The following is a 20,531-nucleotide window of genomic DNA, read 5'->3' on the forward strand; positions in this document are numbered from 1 at the left end:
CAACGTTGAGGAACCCGTTTGATTCGCTATCAAGACTCTTTTAGCAGGGGAGCGGGCTATCCGAGGAGTTCCGAGAGCTCCAGCCAGCGCATCTCTAGCTCGTCGATCTCATCCTGAAGCGCCTGCTGTTTTTGCCCTAGGTCGGCAAGCCCGGCGTAATCGGCGGGGTCATGCATGCTCATCTGTTCGGAGAGCTTACTCTGTTCCTCGCCCAATTTCCCGAGGCGACGCTCAATCGCGGCGGATTCCTTCTGCGCCGCGCGTGCCTGCGCCCCCGATACTTTCGGCGTGCTCTTGGGGCCAGAGTCCGTTGGTTCAGCCTGGCCGCCAGAAACCGAAGAATCGTTCTTTTTTATTGGGACGGATGCAGCGCCTGTAACACCGGCGGCAGAACCGCCTCGACCTGCTGCAGAAAGTGCCAAATACTCGTCCACCCCACCGGGCAGATGCCGGAACGCCCCGTCAATCACCGCATACTGCTGATCGGTCACACGCTCCATGAGGTAACGGTCGTGAGAAACCACCAGCAGGGTGCCGGGCCAGGTATCGAGCAGATCCTCCATTGCCGCCAGCATATCGGTATCCAGGTCGTTTGAAGGCTCGTCCAGAATCAGCACATTGGGCTCGTCCAAGAGAATGAGCATGAGCTGCAGTCGTCGCTTCTGCCCACCCGACAGATCTTTCACCGGAGTAGAAAGCTGCGCGCTCGTAAAACCTAGCCGTTCCAACATCTGCGAGGGCGACATCTCTTTGCCGTCGGCAATATAGCTGCGCTTCTTGCGGCCGATCACATCAGATACGCGGTCGTTCTCAACCTCTTTCAGCTCATCCAGCTGCTGGGTGAGGGTGGCAACCTTGACGGTCTTACCGCGTTTCACACGCCCCTCGGTCGGTTCCAGAGAGCCGGTGACCAAGGCAAGCAGGGTTGATTTTCCGGCACCGTTCACGCCCAAAATACCGGTGCGCTCACCCGGCGCAATCCGCCAAGTTACGCGACGCAGCACCTCACGTTTACCGTCGGGCAGCGAAGAATCCTCAAAGGTGACCGAGACGTTCTCAAGATCCACCACATCCTTACCCAAACGGGAAACCGCCATCTGCTTGAGTTCCACGGTATTACGCACCGGCGGCACATCGGCAATCAGCGCATTCGCCGCATCAATGCGAAACTTCGGCTTTGAGGTGCGCGCCGGGGCGCCGCGACGCAGCCATGCCAACTCTTTGCGCATCAGGTTCTGGCGCTTTGCCTCCGCGGCGGCCGCCTGCCGATCGCGCTCCACGCGCTGCAGAACGTAAGCCGCATACCCGCCCTCAAATGGTTCCACGATATTATCGTGGACTTCCCAGGTGTCGGTACTGACTTCATCGAGAAACCAGCGGTCGTGAGTGACCACGAGTAAGCCGCCCGCGTTCTTGCTCCAGCGGTTTTTCAGATGATGCGCAAGCCATGTAATTGCTTGCACATCCAGGTGGTTAGTGGGCTCATCCAGCATGAGCACATCCCATTCCTGTATCAGCAGAGCAGCCAGCGCCACGCGGCGACGCTGCCCACCCGAGAGTGAAGAAACCGGCGCATCCCAGGGCAGATCAGACACCAAACCCGCAATAACATCACGAATACGCGGCTGCGAGGCCCACTCATACTCTGGAGTATCACCCACCAGAGCATAACCGACCGTGTGAGAATCGTTGAGAACATCGGACTGATCCAGATACCCGATGCGCGTGCCACCGCGCGCCGTCACGCGCCCGGAGTCCGGTTCAAGACGCCCCGCCAGAATCTTCATGAGCGTGGATTTACCGTCGCCGTTGCGACCCACAATGCCGATGCGGTCGCCCTCATTAATGCCAACGGTCACCCCCTCAAAAATAGTGCGGGTAGGGAACTGAAGGTGCAGCGCTTCGCCGCCAAGTAAATGTGCCACATATCCAGGGTAACGCCTGACTCCCACACGCCTGGAAGTCTTCGTATAAATCCGGCGAAAACCACGCCGGTGAGAGATAAATCCCAGGGCATCTGAGGCACCACAGGCACCGTGTTAATGCAAAAATTAGGGCTTCCCGATGGCACAGAGTGGCGTGTGTGAGAACGCTGCTATTTTTGCTACACTATGGAGTATCCGTTTCTTTGTCCGTCAATCCGACGGGTGTTCATGCGGATAATCCGCCATGGTGTAATGGCAGCACAGCGGCCTTTGAAGCCGTTTGTCTAGGTTCGAATCCTGGTGGCGGAGCGAATAGTTCGGGGGTAGACTTCCGGCTATATCCCACACCTAACAAGGAGACATCTAGGTGAACGCAGAAAATCGGAAGGCACCTTCGGCTGTTATTGTTTTGGCTGCGGGAGCTGGCACTCGTATGAAATCTGCTACCCCCAAAGTTATGCACGCGATAGGCGGTCGTTCCATGGTGGAACACGCCGTAGCTGCTGCCCGAGACCTAGACCCTCAGCGCCTAGCCGTTGTGGTGCGGCACCAGCGTGATAAGGTAGCCCAGCATATTCTTGACTTTGATGCCCAGGTCACCATCGTTGATCAGGACGACATTCCCGGCACCGGTCGAGCCGTTGAAGTCGGTCTCAACGCCCTCGATAATTCCGATCTCGTTGATGGTACCGTGTTGGTCACCTACGGCGACGTACCCCTGCTTCGCGCCGAAACTCTGCGCGAACTGATGGACTTCCATGAAGAGGGACGCAACGCCGTTACCGTGCTCACTACTAATATCGAAGAGCCCGGTGCCTACGGGCGCATCGTGCGCGATCAAGCAGGCGAAGTTACCGCCATTGTGGAGGCCAAAGATGCAACCCCCCAAGAGCTGGCGATTACCGAAATCAACTCGGGTATCTACGCTTTTGATGCTAAGGTTCTGCGCGAAGCCCTGCTAGAGGTCACGACCGACAACGCACAGGGTGAGAAATACATTACCGATGTGCTGGCTATAGCCCGCGATAAGGGGCATCGCACCGCCGCCCTCGCTATTGAGGATCGCTGGGAGGTTGAAGGTGCGAACGACCGCGTGCAGCTTGCGCAGCTTGGGCGTAAACTCAACGAACGTATCCTGGAAAAACATATGCGTAACGGTGTAACTATCGTGGATCCGCACAACACCTGGATCGATGTAACCGTTACCCTTGAAAACGATACAACTCTGCTGCCCGGCGTGCAGCTGCACGGGACAACATCGGTCGCCACCGGTGCAACTATTGGTCCGGACACAACCCTGACCGATATGACGATCGAAACCGGCGCAACCGTTATCCGCAGCCACGGTTTCGGTGCAACCATCGCCGAAAACGCCACCGTAGGCCCCTTCTCATACCTGCGCCCCGGTACCGTTTTGGGCGCGAATTCAAAACTCGGGGCCTTCTGCGAAGCCAAGAACTCACAGATCGGACAGGACGCCAAGGTACCCCACCTCACCTACGTAGGGGATGCCGAAATCGGCGAAGGCGCCAATATTGGTGCGGGATCCATTTTTGCCAATTATAACGGGGTTACTAAGAACCGAACCGTTATCGGCGCGCATACCCGCATGGGCTCGGGCGGCATCTACGTGGCACCTGTCACCGTTGGAGACGGCGCATATTCCGGTGCGGGAGCCCTGATCCGCAAGGATGTTCCGGCGGGCGCGCTCGCTATTTCTGAGACTTCCCAGCGCAATATTGACGACTGGGTTCTAAAAAATCGTGAAGGAACCGAGTCTGCACAGGCTGCTGAGGCCGCGCAGGAGTAGTTTTCACACACCGAGTTCACAAGGAAAGCGAACACAATCATGTCTAGCGAGATTACCAATCCTGGGATGCGTAAAATGGCAGTGGTGTCCGGGCGGGCGCATCCGGAACTAGCCGAAGAAATCGCTGCTGAACTGGGGCATGACCTGCTGCCGACCTCTGCGTATACCTTCGCCAACGGTGAGACCTATGTGCGCTTCGAGGAATCTGTGCGCGGCGCCGATGCTTTCGTAATTCAGTCGCACCCGGCGCCCATCAACGAATGGCTGATGGAACAGATCATCATGATCGATGCGCTCAAGCGTGCCTCCGCCCGCTCGATTACCGTAGTTTCGCCTTTCTACCCTTATGCCCGTCAGGATAAGAAGCATAAGGGACGTGAACCTATTTCGGCTCGTCTGATTGCCGATCTGTACAAGACTGCTGGCGCGGACCGCCTGATGTGCGTCGATCTGCATACTTCGCAGATTCAGGGTTTCTTTGACGGTCCGCTCGACCACCTCTTCGCTATTCCAGTTCTAGCGAATTATATTCGCGGGCGCGTTGAGAACCCCGAGAACGTGACCGTCGTTTCCCCGGATACCGGTCGTGTGCGCGTGGCTGAGCATTGGGCTGCCCTGCTCGGCGGTGCCCCTTTGGCCTTCGTGCATAAGACACGCGATATTAACGTGCCGAATCACGCCGTCTCGAAGACTGTCGTGGGCGACGTTGAAGGGCGTTCCTGCGTACTGATCGACGATATGATCGATACCGGTGGAACCATTGCTGGCGCGGTCAAGGTTCTGAAGGATAAGGGCGCGAAAGAAGTCATTATCGCGGCAACCCACCCCGTATTTTCTGGTGCAGCCGTCGATATTCTTTCCGGATGCGGTGCCTCCGAAGTGGTTGTCACTAACACTCTGCCCGTGCCTGCCGAGAAGTCTTTCGATAATCTGACGGTTCTGTCGATTGCTCCGCTGATTGCACGTGCTATCCGTGAGGTTTTCGACGAAGGGTCTGTGACCAACATCTTCAACGATCACGCCTAAATCGTATATATCGCATTCACCCCGTGGCCGAGCTTCGACAGTTCGGCGCGGGGTGATGTTATTGGACCGAGAAAAATACCCCCGTCTGAGAACGCTAGCGCTCAGACGGGGATATTAACTACTTAGAGGCTATAACCCCTCATAATCTGCTGTTTTAGCTCTGCACCTGTGCCTGCGAGAGCCACGGCAGAATCTCGAAGAGCGAGTTTTCAATCTCATCGACCGCGATGCGTGCCGCCTCTTTACCCTGACGGTACGGATCACCAATGTTATCGCTTGAGCGCGGTGCTTGATTATGGCTGTACAGGTATGAGATCGGTTCTGCCTCGGAACCGATTTCTTGCTTCAGATTAGCTACCTGCTTGATGAGATGAACCTTGTGGTGGTACTGTGGCCATTCGCGGATAATCCAATCGGCGTGTTCCGCCTCCGCCACCAGGATCAGGGTAGCGCGTTCCACCATGTCTTCGGTGAGCTGCTTGGCGCGGTACCCGGAAATATCGTAGCCGCGCTCGTCAAGCTGTTTACCCACATGACGGTATACGCGCGAGCCCGAAAGTGCCGAAGTTCCGGCGCTGGTGAAAATCCAGTCGTCGGTCAGACCGTATTCTTCGGAGAGCTGGCTTGCGATAATCTCTGCCGCCGCACTGCGTGCTACGTTCCCTGTGCACACGAAGACTGCTTCCATAGGCCCCTGGAGCCTGGGAGCGAGCCTGCGCCTGCGCACCACGCCCGAGCGAACTTCGCCCGGCGCGAGCTTAAACGGAGAAGCATGGGATGCTGCGCGTTTTACGGGACGCACGGAAGCTGTCGGATGCACAGATGCCTGAGCAGGAGCCGAACGGAAACCCGTCGACTGAGCTGCTGGCTGGGTACCACCCTGCGTATCCGTATCCTGCGCATCCTGGGCGGAAGTAGAGAGCGTGTTGTTTACGCCATCACGCACCTTCAAGGTCTGGTGAGCGGGCCGCGAGGGCTCTGTGCGGGTGTTCTCGTTAGACGTGGGACGAGCATTATCACGCTGAGCAAGTTTTCGCACCAGCTGAGCCTGATTCTGCTCGCGCTGCTCTCGTTCAGACTGAGTCTGCTCGTTCTGCTGCCCGGCATTGGATTCTTCAGCGCGCGTGCGCTGAGCCTGTTCTTCTCGGCGACGGCGAGCCTCTAGACGTTGACGGTGAACTTCCGCGCGTTCACGTTCGCGCCGGGCCGCTTCATCTTCCTGGCGCTGCGTGTCCTCTGTCTGAGAGCGCTGATTTTCTCCACTGTTAAGATTCAGTTCTTCCTGTGCGCGGCGAATAGCGATTGCCTCTTTACGGGTCTGCGGCTTATACCCGGGCTGCAGAAGCTTCTCCATATCGAAGCCCGCGAACTCGGGCTTGTTCGCAAGTTTCTCGCTGATAGAGGGTTCGCTCTGCTTTTGCCTCGTTGGAATATCCTCCGGGGTCTGCTTGGATGTTGCCGGAATGCTATTCCACGGATTAGCGGCAGCAGACTTTTTCTGGGGTGTGGGAATGCTGTTCCACGGGTTATGGGTTGCTGCTGTAGATGCCGTTGCCGTGCTCCGTTGTTGAGTCTGTTGCTGGGGAGTTTCAGGCTTTTTATGAGTCTGAGCATCTTGACGTGCGCGAGCCTGCGCTGCGGCAACAATTTTGGCGGGGGAGTAGCCAGGGTCGGACTGCGCAAGATGCGACTGAACCGGCTTAGACTGCACCGAGGAACGCGAAGCTACTTCAGCGGGCCTTGGCTGTTGGTGGGTCCTTCGCTGCGGTTGATGTGCCTGGGCGCGCTGCTGGGTGTGCTGGCTCTGGTTCTGCTGCGCCGATGAAGGACTCTGCTGGCGCTGCGCCATTTGCTCATTTGCTTGACGCGCAAGGTTGGTGCGCACCGTATTCTTCAAGGCAGCATTCCGAGCCGCAGGGTTCTTGGCAATCGAATTCTTGGGGCGTACCTTTTTTGCGCCGGTTGTTTTTGCGGATGCGGTGCGCGCCTGAGCTGACCTCTGCGGCGCTGTGCCAGACTTGGGGCGCTTGTTCTGCGCCGCAGCTGCACCGGGTGCTTGTGAACGAGACGCGGTGGAACGCTGGGTTATGGGTATCCGCGCGGTCTTCGGGCGCGGAGAATTCGTGCGCGCAGCAGTATTTTCCACGCGAGGAGTCTGCTGCTGAGATTTATGCTGTTTGGCGTAACGCTGTGCCGCAGCCTGCACATCGTTGGTATCCATGAGAACCGTTTGATCCAGCTCTGCGCTGTTCGTCGTCGGCTTGGTAATCTGCTGATCTGGCTTCTTTTTACGCTTTGAAATCTTGCCGTGGAATTCGCCGATGTTAATCGACCTGGTTTTCCGAACCATCGGGCTTGACTGCGTCTGTGGTGCCGCCTGAGAATTTTTACGGTTGCCGCCCACGGAACGCTGTGCCCCCGTGGCGGAAGAAAGTATGCTTGCGGCACGGCGGCGAGCATCAGCTGCCTGCTGCGCCCGCCTCTCTGCGGCCTGTTTTTCAGCTGCAGCACGTTCTGCAGCACGCCGTTCTTCTGCTTCGGCGACCGCAATATCGCGTGCCGCGCGTATGTTAATGCTGGATGTTACCGGCCCAGTGTGATGCAAGCCCTGGGAACGGGATTCGTCCTCTCGCGCTTTCCTCTTTTGGGCTGCGAGTGAGCGTACCTCCTGTGGAAGGTCCTGTGACCTACGGGAGGTGCTGCGTGCGGAACGTTGGGGCAGGTCGTGTCGCGCGCTCAAACGTGCGACCCCGTCCTGAAGGGAAGACCTTGAGGATCCCCCTGCTCGGCGGCGTCCGGAAGCGGTATCGGCGGAGGGGGACTCACGGTTATCCTGCCCGGCAGGTACACCAGAGTCAGACAGATATTTGTCCCTGAGGGACTGAATATTAAAAATTCCCATGGATACCTTTCAGAGTCTCGGACGCTCCAGAAGCGCATTGCATTGCCTCCAGGGCAGGGCTACTCACCTATTATTTTACCTGTAGAACACAATTTGTCAGTCTTTGGAGGGTTCCTAGCGTGTATCTCGATGTTGTGTTAGGCACGAGCAGAGTACACGACGGTGGTGTTTATGCGGATAAATTTTCGCGAAAAAACTATGTATCATAATACGTCTTATACGCCGCAAAGATTAAGTAGAAATATGCATAGTCTGAAAATAATCCTGATCTGCATGCTAAAATCTACATACGTATTTTACGTGTATTTTTATCGGCGCCTGCCGTTTCACGAAAGCACAATTCATGAAATTCCTCACCGCACTGCGGACTGAACTGGGGCAGCTAAGCTATTCACTCAAAGCTCGTAAAACCCCTCAACAATGGCGAGATCAATACGCCGCAATTCGTGGTATCCGCATTTTTAACACGCCATCTATACACTATCGAGGCCCCCGTACAGAAGTATGGGGTATTGCGATGGTTAAAGATGAAATAGATATTTTGCCTTCTGTTATTGACCATATGTTTCAACAGGGAGTACATCGGCTGCTTATTGCGGATAATCTTTCGCATGATGGTACCCGGGAATATATTCGTGAAAGATCAACTCACGACTCTAGAATTATCTATGCTGAAGATAATTACATTCCGTATGTACAATCCGAGAAAATGACGTGGTTAGCGCATCTGGCCTGGCGATACGGTGCACGATGGGTTATTCCTTTCGATGCAGACGAATTTTGGTATGCGCCTTCAGATACGCTCGCAAAATTTTTACAGACCTGCCAAAGCTCGGTAATTTATGCCGGATTCCATCATTCGGTACCTGTCACGGAGAACCCGAGTGATGTTATCAACACGGAACTTGTGATGGATACGGCAGATTCCTTCCCCGGGAAGGTGGCCTTTCGTGCCCATCCTTTTGCTGTTGTGGTACGTGGTAACCACGAAGTATGCCGTTTAGGCGCTCATGAACGTTCCTTTGAGATCGTGCATGTGCAGTATCGGGGGGCTGCTCAGATTACGCGAAAAGTTCGGCAAGGGGCCGCTAGTGCTGTGAGCACAGGCCGAGACGCCACAGTGGTTACTCCGCATTGGCTTGCTGGCAGTAAGCTCAGCGATAGCGAGATTCAAGAGGTATGGACCAATATCTCTCACGGTCTGCCGGATGATCGCATCCAGTTCAAAGCTGAAGGTCCTATGGCGCGCGGAAAATTTTTGCGGTGGAAAAGCTGGAACGAAGACGGTTCCTTGAACAAATTCTCTTCTGATGCCTCAGGTAATGCTGGGGGCTCATCATGAGTAAAGAATCTGCACCCGTTATGGCAGGAGTACCCAGTACTAGGTACGTTATGCTGGATAGCCTGACAATTTTGCGGGGTCCGGCTGCGCTATTCGTCTTTTTCTACCATACGAGGTGGGCGCATGTGGTTCCTAGCGCATCCGTGGGATATGTAGGAGTCGCATTGTTCTTCGTGCTTTCGGGCTTTGTGCTGACCTGGTCGTATAAGCCCGCCGACGGAGCCAAGAAATTCTACCTGCGCCGATTTGCGCGTGTATACCCGCTGCACCTTTTCTTTTTTGCACTTGCCTTGGCAATTCTCGTCCTGACTCAGGAAGCCCCATCTGCAGGTGCTACATTAAGCAACCTGGTTCTGCTCCACACCTGGGTGCCGAATTGGGACTATATTTTTTCGGTCAATGGGGTGAGCTGGTCTTTAGGCTGCGAGGCTTTTTTCTATGCCTGTACTCCGCTCGTGTTGGGGTGGCTCAGCCACCGCTCCCCGAAGGCGGGATATACCGTTTTGGCGGGTTGGTTCCTGCTGACGGCGGCGGTGGCGAGCGCTATAGCACTTACCTCTAATTACGCCGATGTTGTGGTGTACGCTAACCCGTTGCTTCGTTCGGGTGAGTTCGCCTTAGGCATGCTCTTAGGGCTGCTGGCGCTTAAAGTTCGTGACGGCGATTTAGCGATGCCACGGATACGTACCTGGCAACTGTGTGCGGTAACAGCACTTGCTTTAGCCGGGATTTCTGGTGTTTCTAAAGTTAGTTTGCCGCAGACTATCAACGGGTTTGTGCTTGACCCGGTATGGTTCTTGCTGATTGGGATGTTTGCGCTTCACGATATACAGCGCGCGCAATCGCATCATCAGGTTGGTGAGCCGGTGCCGGGGAATTGGATACGCCGCTCTCTCGTGTATTTCGGTGAGGTGAGTTTTGCCTTCTATCTGGTCCATGAAATTGTTATTTTCCGATTCATCAAGACCTCTTTAGGTCGCGATATGATTCGCGTGGATGCACGGGGAATTTTGATGATGCTCATAATCTTGGTGATTTCTATACTTGCAGCGATTATTGCGCATCATGCGATCGAACGTCCCGCACGTATTATGATTCTCAAGGCTTCCACCCGTACCCTGTGAGGTTTGATGAAAAATATTTATCGTAAACTCAGAATCTTCTTCCCCGGCCGAAAATTTTATATTTTAATCCTCAATATTCTGGGGCTTTTCGTGGTGTCTCTTTTCGAGATGCTGGGTGTGGCGGCTATTCTTCCTATCGTTAACCTGGCGATGGGCGCCCCTATTACCGGGTATTTGCAGTCCGTCGCTGATCTTTTTGGTAATCCCAATCGCACACAGCTTATCGTGATTTTTGGTGTTGCGCTGGTTCTTGCCTTTGTCTTTAAGGGCGTACTTTCGCTGGTTATTAAACGCTGGAGCCTAGGTTTTATCGCTACTCAGCAGAGCGCGACTTCGGTGAATCTGCTTAACCGCTATATGCGTGAGCCTTATCTGGTTCACCGTAAGCGCGGTACAGCGGCGGTGCTGAACTCGGTTACTGATATTGTTGGGCAGGCATACAGCGCTTTCGTGAATGGCGTCATGAGCTTTATTGGGGATTTGCTCTCTATCGTGGTGCTCATGGTGATGCTGCTGGTTCTTATGCCGCTTCCTGCGCTTTTCGCATTCGCCTATTTTGGTGTGACTGCCTTTGTGCTTCAATACGTTTTGCGGAGGAAAAATACGGAGCAGGGCGAGATTATCCTGGAAGCTACGCGCGGCTCTATGAACGCGGCGCTTGATGCTGTGATTGGGTTCCGCGAGATTCGTATGCACGGTGTGACCGAACGGTACCTACACCGATACCAGAGCAAGCGCATGGACTCGGTAAATGCGAATATGCGGAACGTTTTCCTTCAAGAACTTCCAAAGTATACCCTTGAAATTATTTTTATTCTCGGAATCGCTGCACTTCTAGCGATCATGAGCATGACTCAGGGCGCCGACAGTGCACCCTATCTGCTCCTATTCGCTGGTGCCTGCATCCGTATTCTGCCGAACTACACGCGCATTGTGGCCTCCCTGGGCAATATTCGTGCCGGTGAGAAACCCAGTGATGAGCTTGTCCGCGAAATTGGGATGCTTGATGAACAGGGGATGAAGCTCGATCTTCCGCATGCTCCCGCCGCTGATGCTCAGGCAGAGTATGTAAACCGTGAGATTGAGCCCATCACTATTACGGTGGAGAACCTTTCCTTTACCTACCCCGACGGCGATCAGCCGGTGCTTAAGAACATTAACCTGCAGATTCCTATGGGTACGTCGATCGCCTTCGTGGGCGGCTCGGGTTCGGGAAAGACCACCTTGGTTGATTTGATTTTGGGGCTTTTCAGTACCGAACAGGGGCGTGTGTTGTGCAATGGAGTGCCGATCGAGCAGGATCTACCCGCATGGTTTCAGCGTATTGGGTATGTGCCTCAAGATGTCTTCATCGCCGATTCTACGGTGCTGGAGGCGGTTGCCTTCGGGCTTGAACCTCATGAGATTGATGAGGCGCGGGTGCGTGAATGCTTGGCTGTCGCTGAGCTTACCGAGGTTGTGGATTCCCTGGAGAACGGGCTGATGACGATGATCGGGCACAATGCGGTTCGGCTCTCGGGCGGTCAGCGCCAGCGTCTAGGCATTGCCCGCGCGCTCTACCGCAACCCCAGCGTGCTCATAATGGACGAGGCCACCAGCGCCCTGGATAACGAGACCGAGCATAAGATTACCCAGGCGATCGAGCGTATCTCGCGGAATATTACCGTGATTATCGTGGCGCATCGTCTCTCGACGGTGCGCAATGTGGATCAGCTGATTTACCTTTCGCAGGGTGAAATCGCTGCGCGGGGTACTTTCACACAGGTTCAGCAGCAGAACGAAGAGTTCGCCAATCTGGTGCGTTTAGGGCAGCTTCCCGAATAGTCGGGCGAATCGAGCTGAAAAACATTAAGATTGTGCCCGCCTCCCAATCTTGGGGAGGCGGGCACAATCTATGCGGATGCTGGTTCTAGACGGTCTCTGACCGGGCTTCAAGGAACGGTTTAATGCTGTGCGCATTCTGCGGTATATCACTGCCTAGGGGGTAGAGGCTTCCGCGCGGCTGCCACGCAAGATTTACGGGAATGGGTCTGCCTGCGATAAGATCCAACCAAATATCGGCAAGCTGTTTCTCGCTCAGCTCGCCATTTTTGCGCCAGTGATACCCCAAATCTTCCGGCAAATCGGTGAGCTCAAGCGCCTTTGCCCCCTGCATGAGCTTGCGCTGCAGCTGCTGCCGCGAACGCCAAGGCAAATGTAAGATAATCACCCTGTTAGTGCCCTGTGCCCCAGGTCGAAGCACCCGATGATTGCCCATAGTGACGACCGATGACCGCCAGGATTTAAAGCACACCTTCGGGTCAAAATGCGCGGTTGTATCGAGCACCAAGTCTCCCGAAGCCGTAGGAAACAGGTTGTAGAGCTGCGAGATTTCCACGGTATTTTTGCTGGTGGTCAGAACTTCGGCAAGCATACCCTCAACGCCGAACCAAAACTCGTCCGCATCGAAAGGTACCACCCAGGTGGCACCGGCTCGCTGGGCCCGATGGGCCAGATAGGTCATTTTCTCGGACTGATAGTAGGCGGGCTCCCGATCGCGCCCAACACTTAGCGGAAGCTCGCGGCTAAGCCGTTGAAGAAGCTCAAAAGTACCGTCATCTGAACCGTTATCGACCACCAGGATGCGCGCCACTCCCTGGGTATGCAGGTGCCGCAGGGAACGTTCGAGCACATCCGCCTCATTCTTGACCATCGCGACCGCCCACACGCCCTTGGTCGTGGGCAGGGGAGGGAGCTCGAAGGTCTTCTCTAACGCCCGATAACGGTTTTTGAAATCTCCTGTGTTCAGCAGGGCACGCGCCTCACGCCGGGTACGAAGATCGCGCTGCGCCAGAAAAAGCCGATGTTTTCCAGTGCGAAGCCCGCGAACCGTCGGGTCTATAAAACTGGGCTTAAAGCGCGAGTTTTCAAGGCGTCCAGAGAAAAAACTACGGGAGTTAGATACGATTCGCTGCGAAAATTTAAACGGCGCGAGAAATTTGATGTTCATGGGTTATCTTCCGTGCTTGAGTATGAGTGAGTTGTGAAAGAGTGAAGTACAGGGTTTTACGCGATATCGCCTTCTTCAGGCAGAAGCCAGGTTCCCCCATGCGGCGGCTTAACCGCATGCCAGCGGGAGAAATGCGGATGAGGACGCACAGTTCCGGGCACCACGATAGGCTGGCGGGTTTTCGCATCGTACTCGTGGGCATTCGGTACGTACACTTCAGCAGGGTGATCAGCCTGCGCCATATAAGCACCCCAGTACCCGAACGTGGTGTTCGTAAGAATAAGCCAGCGCGCCTTCGCAAGAACCGCTAAATCCGCGAACATACCCTCGCCGGTCTTATCGTAGAGCACCGGGGCAATATCTTCGAGAAAACTCAGGTTTTCGCGGCACCACTGCGGATCATCACTCGTGACCACGAAATTACTGGGGCTCATGCGCTTAAGAACCTGATCCAGGGCTTCACGTACATAGGCTACGGTATCAATACCGTAACGCTGCCGAATTGCGGGAACAGAATAATAATCACCGCGCCGAATACTGAGCACCACCGTATTGTTTCCTACAATATTGCCTACTGTAAGAATGCGCTGCTTAAAATGCTCAGAAGAAAGTAATCGTTCACGGGCAAAAATTTCAAGAGACCCGGGAGCAAAACTATCTTCTACATTGGTATCAAGACCAGAATAACGCCGGTGTAAAAACTTAAAATCTTTTGGATCCATCATGAGTTCCTGCAAAGCGGGAAATTCTGTAAGCCAAGGTTCTAAACCGGCAGTATCGAGCATATATGAAAAATCCCCGGCATCGGCGCGACGGTCAGCATCAACGGCCGCCAACAGATAAAGCCAATTACCGCCGCGAGAAAAAGGAGGCGCAATATACACTTTCTCGCGAGAGTGGCGAACCGTATCCAAAACCCGTGCAATACCGGGGCGTAGAAACCCCATCACGCGAAAATAAGCTTCAACATGCGGCGGGCGCATACCCTCAAGTTCTGTTAACCGGGTTTTATCTTCAGACTCAGAACGACGATTCACACATAACTCCCTGGGATTTACACACGCAATACCTTTATTATGAGGCAAAATACGCTGTGTAGTCACCTGATATGTCGATACTATATTAGAATTATAAAGTAATACTCACTCACGAGGATATGACGGCAACAACTATGTACAGTATGCCGAGAGTTTCCTCACGAATAAACACATACGTTTACAGACAATGTTTGATGACCGGAACATAGATGTAAACCGCAACAGAAAGCATTTTTGTGACTTCGTCAGCAGAAACTATCTCCGCCATTATTCCCTTTTATGGCGAACCTGCTCCCGTGCTGGATTTAATTGCCAGCCTGCGCGCGCAGCGGGGAATAACCCCCGAAAATCTTGAGATTATCGTTTCTGATGACCGCTCACCCATACCCTTTCCTGACACCGAAGGCGTGAGCATCGTGCGCCGCGAGCGCAACGGTGGATTTGGCAGCGCCGTAAACTCCGGGGCTGCACGCGCACGTGGAGACTGGCTGATAATCCTCAACAGCGACCTTGAACTCGGCGAAAACTTCATCAGCTCAATGCTCACGGCGCTCGCCGCCTATCCGCAGGCACTCGCCAGCCCCCAAGTAGTCGGTCACGACGGAAAACACCAGTGGGTAGCCCGCAAATTCCCCACCGTGGGGCATATCGCGTGGGAATGGTTCACACCCCTGGCACGCTTCAAGCCTACACGCCTGTGGCATCGCGGGGCAGGGCACGATATAAGTGCCTGCACCGCCTTGAGGCCCCACGAAACAGACTGGGTTATGGGTGCCTGCATGATGGTGCCCCGCACGGTATACGAACGGGTACAAGGCATGGACGAACGCTTCTACATGAACAGCGAAGAAGTAGACTTTCAGCGTCGTCTTGCCGAGATTGGGGTGCCGCGCATCCTAGTGCCCGAGGTAACGGTCACCCACGAAGGAGGCGCATCCAGTCCCTCAGCCCGGCGCCGCCAATGGCTTACCACCGCACGATTTATCTACGCCGAAAAATGGGGTTTCGAGAAGAACCTGCGCCGCGCCCTAACCCTCACCAGCTACGCCAACTACGGTTTCAACCTGATGCGGTCCCTGCGAAACCACCGAGTGAACCCGCGCGAGATTCTGAACCACGAACTAGAGCTGATCCGGCGGGGAACGCGGCACGAAAACTAGTTGGGTAACCGCGCCGAACCTGACTTTCCCGCTTGAAGGACCACAGGACAGAGAAGAACCACAAAGGATACACGAGATGAGAGCCCCCACGATTCTGCTGGTTTCGCCAGCGTTCCACGGGTATTGGAAGGCTATTGAGGCTTCGCTAAACGTTGCCGGATACGAGGTTCGCACCCATATTTACGATGCTCCCGGCACAGTTGCCGACCGTATCCGCAATAAACTCGCGCACGAACTGCCCGAAAAATATCGGCCCGCATCCGCTGAAGCCCAGGCGACCGCCCGTGCTATCGCCGCGTTTGAGGAGTATCACCCCGATATTGTGCTCGTCATCAAAGGCGACCTGCTGGGGGATACCTGGTGGCAAAAACTTGAAGAATCCGGGGTTCGCTACGGAACCTGGCTCTACGACGAGCTGCGTCGCATGTCATACACCCTGGAAGATTTACCGCGCCTCGGAGCGCTCGCAAGCTATAGCCCGCAGGATGCCGAATACCTGCGTTCCCTAGGGTACGCCGTCTTGGATATGCCCAACGCCTACGATTCGCACTGCGCGATCGCGCCGGTTACCGAAGACGCCATCAGTTTCGTCGGGGCGAATTACCCCAATCGTGAGCATACGCTGCGGGCCCTGCACGAGGCGGGAATACCCGTGCGCGCCTACGGGCGAGACTGGTCGCGCCACCCCTGGGATATAGCTAGAACCCGCAGATTCAAGGGCACTGGAATTCCTGCGCACCGCGATATCGACCGATCCGCCGCCTACGGGGTCATGGCATCATCACCGGCGACCCTGAATATCCACCATAACCAAGACGGCTTCACGATGCGCACCTTCGAAGCCCCCGGAGTGGGCGCACTTCACCTGATCGACCGGGCCGATGTGGCGCGCTACTACGAACCCGGACGCGAAGTACTGGTCTACGAGAGTACCGAAGAACTTATTGACCTGTGCGCCCGTATCTTCCGTGAACCCCGCTGGGCGCATACAATCCGTGAGGCCGGGCAGCGACGCACCCTCGCCGAGCACACCTTCGATGATCGCGTCAAAATTTTGGAGAAACTATGGGCCTAAACTACCCCGTCGATCTCGAAGCCTGGCATGCCTGGCAGCAGCGCCAAAACACCCTGCGCTGGGTGAAAGGACGCGCCCAGAACATGGTGCGCGCCCGCAGAGGTGACCAACAGGACATGGTCTCCGGCATGCTCTATACGCGCGGGGCAATACCGCGGGTACTGATTGTGCTCGACTCGTTCTCACCCACAAGCCGCAACGCCCTGCTGGAACCGCTCAAACACCTCGAAGGGGTGGGGGTCGCGCTCTGGTGCCCAAGCGAGGCTTCAGAATATCTCAACGGACAATACGCCAGCACACGCTATAGCCGCAAAGACTGGGCCGCAACCCCGATATGCGCCGATGAGCTCGCCGAAAAACTACCCGGCGTGCGCCTCGTGCTGTCCTTAGGGCACTACCTGCCGCGCGGCCACGCGGCCTACCGATTCGCCCGCGAACGCGGCATAGCCTACTGGGTAGTACAGCACGGGCTGCTGGTTCCGCACGCCCCGCCGCTGCCCATCGGTTCAACTCTGCTCGCCTTCAGCGACGAGGACGCCCAATTTTGGGCTTCCGGACGCCGCGACGTGCAGACGCATACCGTCGGCTCACAGCTGCTCTACCGCGCTATCCAAAATACGCACGGCGAAACCACCAAATCCCTGGGCAAAATCCTGTTTCTGGGGCAGATGCACGGCGCGGAGTTACCGCGCGCATCCTTCGCCCGCGCCGCGCACAGCTTTTTGAAACGTCACGACGGCATCTACCGGCCGCACCCGAGCGAAACCGATAAACTCTCCCGCGCCACCCACGCGCTCTGGGAGATAGAAGGCATAGCCATAGATCGCTCTTCCACGCCCCTGAACGAGGTGCCGAACCCGGTGGTCTCAGTCTTTTCAACCGGCGTGCTTGAGGCCGCAATCCGCGGTATTCCGGCGTGGGTGTACCACCCGAACCCGCCCGCTTGGCTCGAAGAATTCTGGGCACGCTACGGCATGAACCGCTGGGGTGAAGACCCCACGCTGGCGCCCGAACAACCCGCAGTCGAGCCCGCCCACACTATCGCTCAGCTCATCATCGACTACCTGGAGGCATACTAATGCGCGTTCTCTGCGTTATTCCCGTGCGCGGCGGATCCAAAGGCATACCGCGTAAAAACCTGCGCGAGATCGCAGGAAAACCCCTGGTGGCGTGGACTATTTTGCAGGCGCTCGCCGCCCGCGACGAACTGGCGGGGGAGCACGAGGTGCGGGTTGCGGTCTCAACAGAAGACCAAGAACTCGCCGCTATCGCCCGCCACTACGGAGCCGAGGTTCCGTTCATGCGCCCCGCACATCTTGCCGAAGATACCACAGCCACCGAACCGGTGATCGAGCACGCCATCGACTTCTACACGGGTGAGGGCTGGGCGCCGGATGCGGTCATGCTGCTGCAGGCCACCAGCCCGGTACGTCTGCCCGGCACCTTGGCCCGTGCGGTACGTCAATTTGCCGAGAACGGCAAGGATTCATTGGTTGGGGTTATCCCGATTGGCCCGTTTATTTGGCGGTGGCACCCGGATGCCGAGCCCACCGCAGAGTTCGAGATTATGGCGCGCCCGCGCCGCCAGGAACTCACACAGGAGACCTTCCGGTACCGGGAGAACGGTTCGCTCTATATCACCAAAACTCACGTGTATACCGAGCACCACAACCGTTTGGCGGGGTATCCTGGAGGAACTATTGATCTTTTCACGCTTCATGAGGTCGAGGGTGTCGATATTGATGCCCCTATTGATTTTGCGGTCGCCGAGCATCAGCTCAAGCAGATTCTTGAGGGCCAACCCGGCGTAAGAAGCTAAGCCTCAGCGTCAAAAGATCCAACACTCACTCTCACTAAACACAAGTTTTCTTGAAGAAAGCATCATAAACCGTGATCATTGAACGTAATATCGCGCCCTATGTGGTCTTCGCCGAAGACCCGATTCTGACTGCGCTTCACAAAATTTCTGCCAACGGTCAGCGCATTATCTTTTTAGTCAACGAATCCGGCATCTTGCGCGGTTCACTTTCGGACGGGGACTTCAGACGCTGGCTGATCGCCAACCCCACCGCATCCCTAGAGACCAGCGCACTGGCGGCGGCGAATACGAACCCGCAGACCGCCCCCGCCGATAGCGACCCCGAATCTTTGCGCGGCTACTTTGCGCGCGGTATCGAGCACATTCCGCTCATTGACGAACGCGGCCATCTGGTGGCGTTGGCAATGGACGAGCAGAACGTGCTGCGCATCGGAAAGCACACCATCAGCGAGGATGCGCCCGCCTTCATCATCGCCGAGATCGGTAATAACCACCAGGGGAGTGTGGACTTCGCGAAAGAGCTGGTGGACCTCGCGGTGGAATCCGGTGCGGACGCCGTGAAATTCCAGCTGCGCGATCTGGATGCGCTCTACCGCCAGCGCGGCGGTGCAACTGCGGGCGAAGACTTGGGCGTGCAGTACACCCTGGATTTGCTCTCACGGTTCTCGCTTAGTGTTGAGCAGATGTACGAGGTATTCGATCACGTTAAGGAGCATGGTCTGGATATTTTGTGCACCCCCTGGGATGCGCCTTCCGTGCAGGCGCTCGTCGATTACGGTATTGCGGGCATGAAGATTGCCTCCGCAGACCTGACGAACCACGAACTGCTGCGCGATGTTGCATCGCGCGGGCTGCCCATGCTGGTATCCACCGGTATGAGCCGCGAAGAAGAAATCCTGGACTCGGTGAACCTGCTGCGTAAAGCGGGCGCATCCTATGTCCTGCTGCAATGCCAATCCACCTATCCGGCGCCCTTCAAAGACGTGAACCTGGCGTATATGGACCGCCTCGCCGAGATCGGCCAGTGCCTGGTCGGCTATTCCGGGCATGAACGCGGCTACCATGTGCCCGTGGCCGCTGTTGCGCGCGGTGCGAAGATTATCGAGAAGCATTTCACGACCGATAAAACCCTGGAAGGCAACGATCACACTGTATCGCTGCTGCCCGAAGAGTTCGCGGCTATGGTGCAGCAGATTCGTGACATTGAGGAATCCATCGGCACGGCCGCGCCCCGCGAAGTCTCCACCGGTGAACTGATGAACCGCGTGAACCTGGCCAAATCGCTGGTTGCGACCCGCAGCATAGCCAAAGGTGAGGTAATCACCGAGGCGGATGTGACCGTCAAGTCACCCGGCCGCGGCTTGCAGCCGAACTACCTGCCGCAGCTGCTCGGGCGTACCATCCAACGCGACGTTGAAGAAGGGTCGTTCTTTTTTGAGGGCGATCTGAAGGACGACCTCGTAACCCGCCGCGACTTCACCTTCGAACGCCCCTGGGGCCTGCCGGTACGCTACCACGACTACAGACCCCTGATTGAAGAGGCAACACCGGATTTCCTCGAATTCCACTTCTCCTACAAAGACCTTGATATCAATATTGACGAGGTCTTTGAGAAGAAACTGCCCATGAGCTTCACGACCCACCTGCCCGACCTCTTCGCCGGGGACTTTCTGGTCGATCTGGCCTCCCGCGACCCCGAAGTCTGGGAACGTTCCATCGCTGAGGTGCAGCGCACCATCGACATTACCCGCGATTTGACCCGCTACTTTACGGTGGACGAAGACCCCGTCATGGTCGTCACGATGGGAGGCTTCACCAAAGACAAACACATCCCGGCGAGCGCCCGTACCGCAAAGTACGAGCGCATCGGCGAAGCCCTGGGACGGCTAGATACCATCGGAGTTCGCCTAGCGGCACAGACTCTGCCGCCCTACCCCTGGCTGATGGGCGGTCAGCAATACCATAACCTCTTCCTTGACCCGCAGGACACCGCCGAATTCGCGCGCGCCTACGACAGCGCTCTCTGCCTGGACATTTCACACACCATGCTCGCATGCAACTTCCTCAAAATTCCTCTGTCGGAGGCGGTAGCACAGCTGGCGCCGCACTCCATCCACCTGCACCTCGTCGACGGTATCGGCGTAGACGGCGAAGGCGTGCAGGTAGGCGAAGGCGATGTCGATTGGGCTGCACTGGGCAAGCAGCTGCGTGAGCTGGCGCCGAAAGCATCGTTTATCCCCGAAATCTGGCAGGGGCATATCAACAACGGCGAAGGCTTCTTCACCGCCCTAGACCGCCTCGAAAAGTGGCTGTAGGTCGGTT

14 protein-coding genes and 1 tRNA gene are annotated in these 20,531 nt (G+C 56.1%); 11 read left to right on the forward strand and 4 right to left on the reverse strand.

What is annotated here, in order from left to right:
- Window positions 1–56: 56 nt before the first annotated feature.
- Complete coding sequence (locus tag HMPREF2981_RS02750; protein ID WP_070660623.1) at window positions 57–1,925, reverse strand: ABC-F family ATP-binding cassette domain-containing protein; 1,869 nt, start codon at window positions 1,923–1,925, stop codon at window positions 57–59.
- Between the two features lie 238 nt (window positions 1,926–2,163).
- Between HMPREF2981_RS02750 and HMPREF2981_RS02755 the strand changes: the two genes are divergently transcribed.
- From HMPREF2981_RS02755 to HMPREF2981_RS02765, 3 genes are all read left to right on the forward strand, one after another.
- A tRNA-Gln gene (locus HMPREF2981_RS02755) sits at window positions 2,164–2,234 on the forward strand.
- Window positions 2,235–2,292: 58 nt separating this feature from the next.
- Window positions 2,293–3,735, forward strand: coding sequence for a bifunctional UDP-N-acetylglucosamine diphosphorylase/glucosamine-1-phosphate N-acetyltransferase GlmU (gene glmU, locus HMPREF2981_RS02760; protein ID WP_048751349.1), 1,443 nt, complete (start codon window positions 2,293–2,295; stop codon window positions 3,733–3,735).
- Between the two features lie 39 nt (window positions 3,736–3,774).
- Entirely contained in the window at window positions 3,775–4,761 is a 987-nt protein-coding gene (locus tag HMPREF2981_RS02765; protein ID WP_048778555.1) for a ribose-phosphate diphosphokinase, read from the forward strand.
- Window positions 4,762–4,915: 154 nt separating this feature from the next.
- On the opposite strand, the gene HMPREF2981_RS02770 is transcribed toward HMPREF2981_RS02765, so the two are convergent.
- Window positions 4,916–7,663, reverse strand: a complete 2,748-nt coding sequence (locus tag HMPREF2981_RS02770) for an arsenate reductase/protein-tyrosine-phosphatase family protein (RefSeq protein ID WP_070660626.1) — start codon at window positions 7,661–7,663, stop codon at window positions 4,916–4,918.
- Between the two features lie 343 nt (window positions 7,664–8,006).
- Between HMPREF2981_RS02770 and HMPREF2981_RS02775 the strand changes: the two genes are divergently transcribed.
- From HMPREF2981_RS02775 to HMPREF2981_RS02785, 3 genes are read left to right on the forward strand one after another with little or no spacing between them, the layout of a single operon-like run.
- The gene (locus HMPREF2981_RS02775; RefSeq protein WP_070660630.1) at window positions 8,007–9,005 is read left to right on the forward strand and encodes a glycosyltransferase family 2 protein; all 999 of its coding nucleotides are present in this window, start codon (window positions 8,007–8,009) and stop codon (window positions 9,003–9,005) included.
- Window positions 9,002–10,129 carry an acyltransferase family protein gene (locus HMPREF2981_RS02780; protein WP_083313842.1) on the forward strand — a complete coding sequence of 376 codons (1,128 nt, stop codon included), beginning with the start codon at window positions 9,002–9,004 and terminating at the stop codon, window positions 10,127–10,129. Before HMPREF2981_RS02775 ends, HMPREF2981_RS02780 begins: the two co-directional genes overlap by 4 nt.
- A gap of 6 nt (window positions 10,130–10,135) precedes the next feature.
- Window positions 10,136–11,953: an ABC transporter ATP-binding protein gene (locus HMPREF2981_RS02785; protein WP_070660635.1), complete on the forward strand. Its 1,818-nt coding sequence runs from the start codon at window positions 10,136–10,138 to the stop codon at window positions 11,951–11,953.
- An 85-nt stretch (window positions 11,954–12,038) separates the two neighbouring features.
- Here HMPREF2981_RS02785 and HMPREF2981_RS02790 read toward each other — a convergent pair whose 3' ends face one another.
- Both HMPREF2981_RS02790 and HMPREF2981_RS02795 read right to left on the reverse strand, forming a co-directional pair.
- Complete coding sequence (locus tag HMPREF2981_RS02790; RefSeq protein WP_070660636.1) at window positions 12,039–13,118, reverse strand: glycosyltransferase family 2 protein; 1,080 nt, start codon at window positions 13,116–13,118, stop codon at window positions 12,039–12,041.
- 56 nt (window positions 13,119–13,174) lie between these two features.
- Window positions 13,175–14,155 (reverse strand): alpha-1,2-fucosyltransferase, encoded by a 981-nt coding sequence (locus HMPREF2981_RS02795; protein WP_246825226.1) that lies wholly within the window; start codon window positions 14,153–14,155, stop codon window positions 13,175–13,177.
- Between the two features lie 236 nt (window positions 14,156–14,391).
- On the opposite strand from HMPREF2981_RS02795, the gene HMPREF2981_RS02800 reads away from it, so the two are divergent.
- The 5 genes from HMPREF2981_RS02800 (at window position 14,392) to HMPREF2981_RS02820 (ending at window position 20,524) form a co-directional block, all read left to right on the forward strand.
- The gene (locus HMPREF2981_RS02800; protein ID WP_070660638.1) at window positions 14,392–15,315 is read left to right on the forward strand and encodes a glycosyltransferase family 2 protein; all 924 of its coding nucleotides are present in this window, start codon (window positions 14,392–14,394) and stop codon (window positions 15,313–15,315) included.
- A gap of 76 nt (window positions 15,316–15,391) precedes the next feature.
- Entirely contained in the window at window positions 15,392–16,390 is a 999-nt protein-coding gene (locus HMPREF2981_RS02805) for a CgeB family protein (RefSeq protein WP_070660640.1), read from the forward strand.
- On the forward strand, window positions 16,381–17,469 hold the full coding sequence (locus tag HMPREF2981_RS02810; protein WP_070660643.1) for an RNA-binding protein: 1,089 nt from the start codon (window positions 16,381–16,383) through the stop codon (window positions 17,467–17,469). The genes HMPREF2981_RS02805 and HMPREF2981_RS02810 overlap by 10 nt, the downstream gene beginning before the upstream one ends.
- Entirely contained in the window at window positions 17,469–18,209 is a 741-nt protein-coding gene (locus HMPREF2981_RS02815; RefSeq protein ID WP_070660646.1) for an acylneuraminate cytidylyltransferase family protein, read from the forward strand. Before HMPREF2981_RS02810 ends, HMPREF2981_RS02815 begins: the two co-directional genes overlap by 1 nt.
- A gap of 71 nt (window positions 18,210–18,280) precedes the next feature.
- On the forward strand, window positions 18,281–20,524 hold the full coding sequence (locus HMPREF2981_RS02820; protein ID WP_070660649.1) for an N-acetylneuraminate synthase family protein: 2,244 nt from the start codon (window positions 18,281–18,283) through the stop codon (window positions 20,522–20,524).
- Window positions 20,525–20,531 lie beyond the last annotated feature (7 nt).

This window comes from Rothia sp. HMSC069C01 (genome assembly GCF_001814655.1).
In the GTDB taxonomy this organism is placed as follows: Bacteria; Actinomycetota; Actinomycetes; order Actinomycetales; family Micrococcaceae; genus Rothia; species Rothia dentocariosa.

Bases quoted from the DNA above. Each gene is read 5' to 3' on its own strand.
- HMPREF2981_RS02765 (WP_048778555.1), top strand. From the start codon at position 3,775: ATGTCTAGCGAGATTACCAATCCTGGGATGCGTAAAATGGCAGTGGTG.
- HMPREF2981_RS02770 (WP_070660626.1), bottom strand. From the start codon at position 7,663: ATGGGAATTTTTAATATTCAGTCCCTCAGGGACAAATATCTGTCTGAC.
- HMPREF2981_RS02790 (WP_070660636.1), bottom strand. From the start codon at position 13,118: ATGAACATCAAATTTCTCGCGCCGTTTAAATTTTCGCAGCGAATCGTA.
- HMPREF2981_RS02780 (WP_083313842.1), top strand. From the start codon at position 9,002: ATGAGTAAAGAATCTGCACCCGTTATGGCAGGAGTACCCAGTACTAGG.
- HMPREF2981_RS02810 (WP_070660643.1), top strand. From the start codon at position 16,381: ATGGGCCTAAACTACCCCGTCGATCTCGAAGCCTGGCATGCCTGGCAG.
- HMPREF2981_RS02785 (WP_070660635.1), top strand. From the start codon at position 10,136: ATGAAAAATATTTATCGTAAACTCAGAATCTTCTTCCCCGGCCGAAAA.
- HMPREF2981_RS02775 (WP_070660630.1), top strand. From the start codon at position 8,007: ATGAAATTCCTCACCGCACTGCGGACTGAACTGGGGCAGCTAAGCTAT.
- HMPREF2981_RS02805 (WP_070660640.1), top strand. From the start codon at position 15,392: ATGAGAGCCCCCACGATTCTGCTGGTTTCGCCAGCGTTCCACGGGTAT.
- HMPREF2981_RS02815 (WP_070660646.1), top strand. From the start codon at position 17,469: ATGCGCGTTCTCTGCGTTATTCCCGTGCGCGGCGGATCCAAAGGCATA.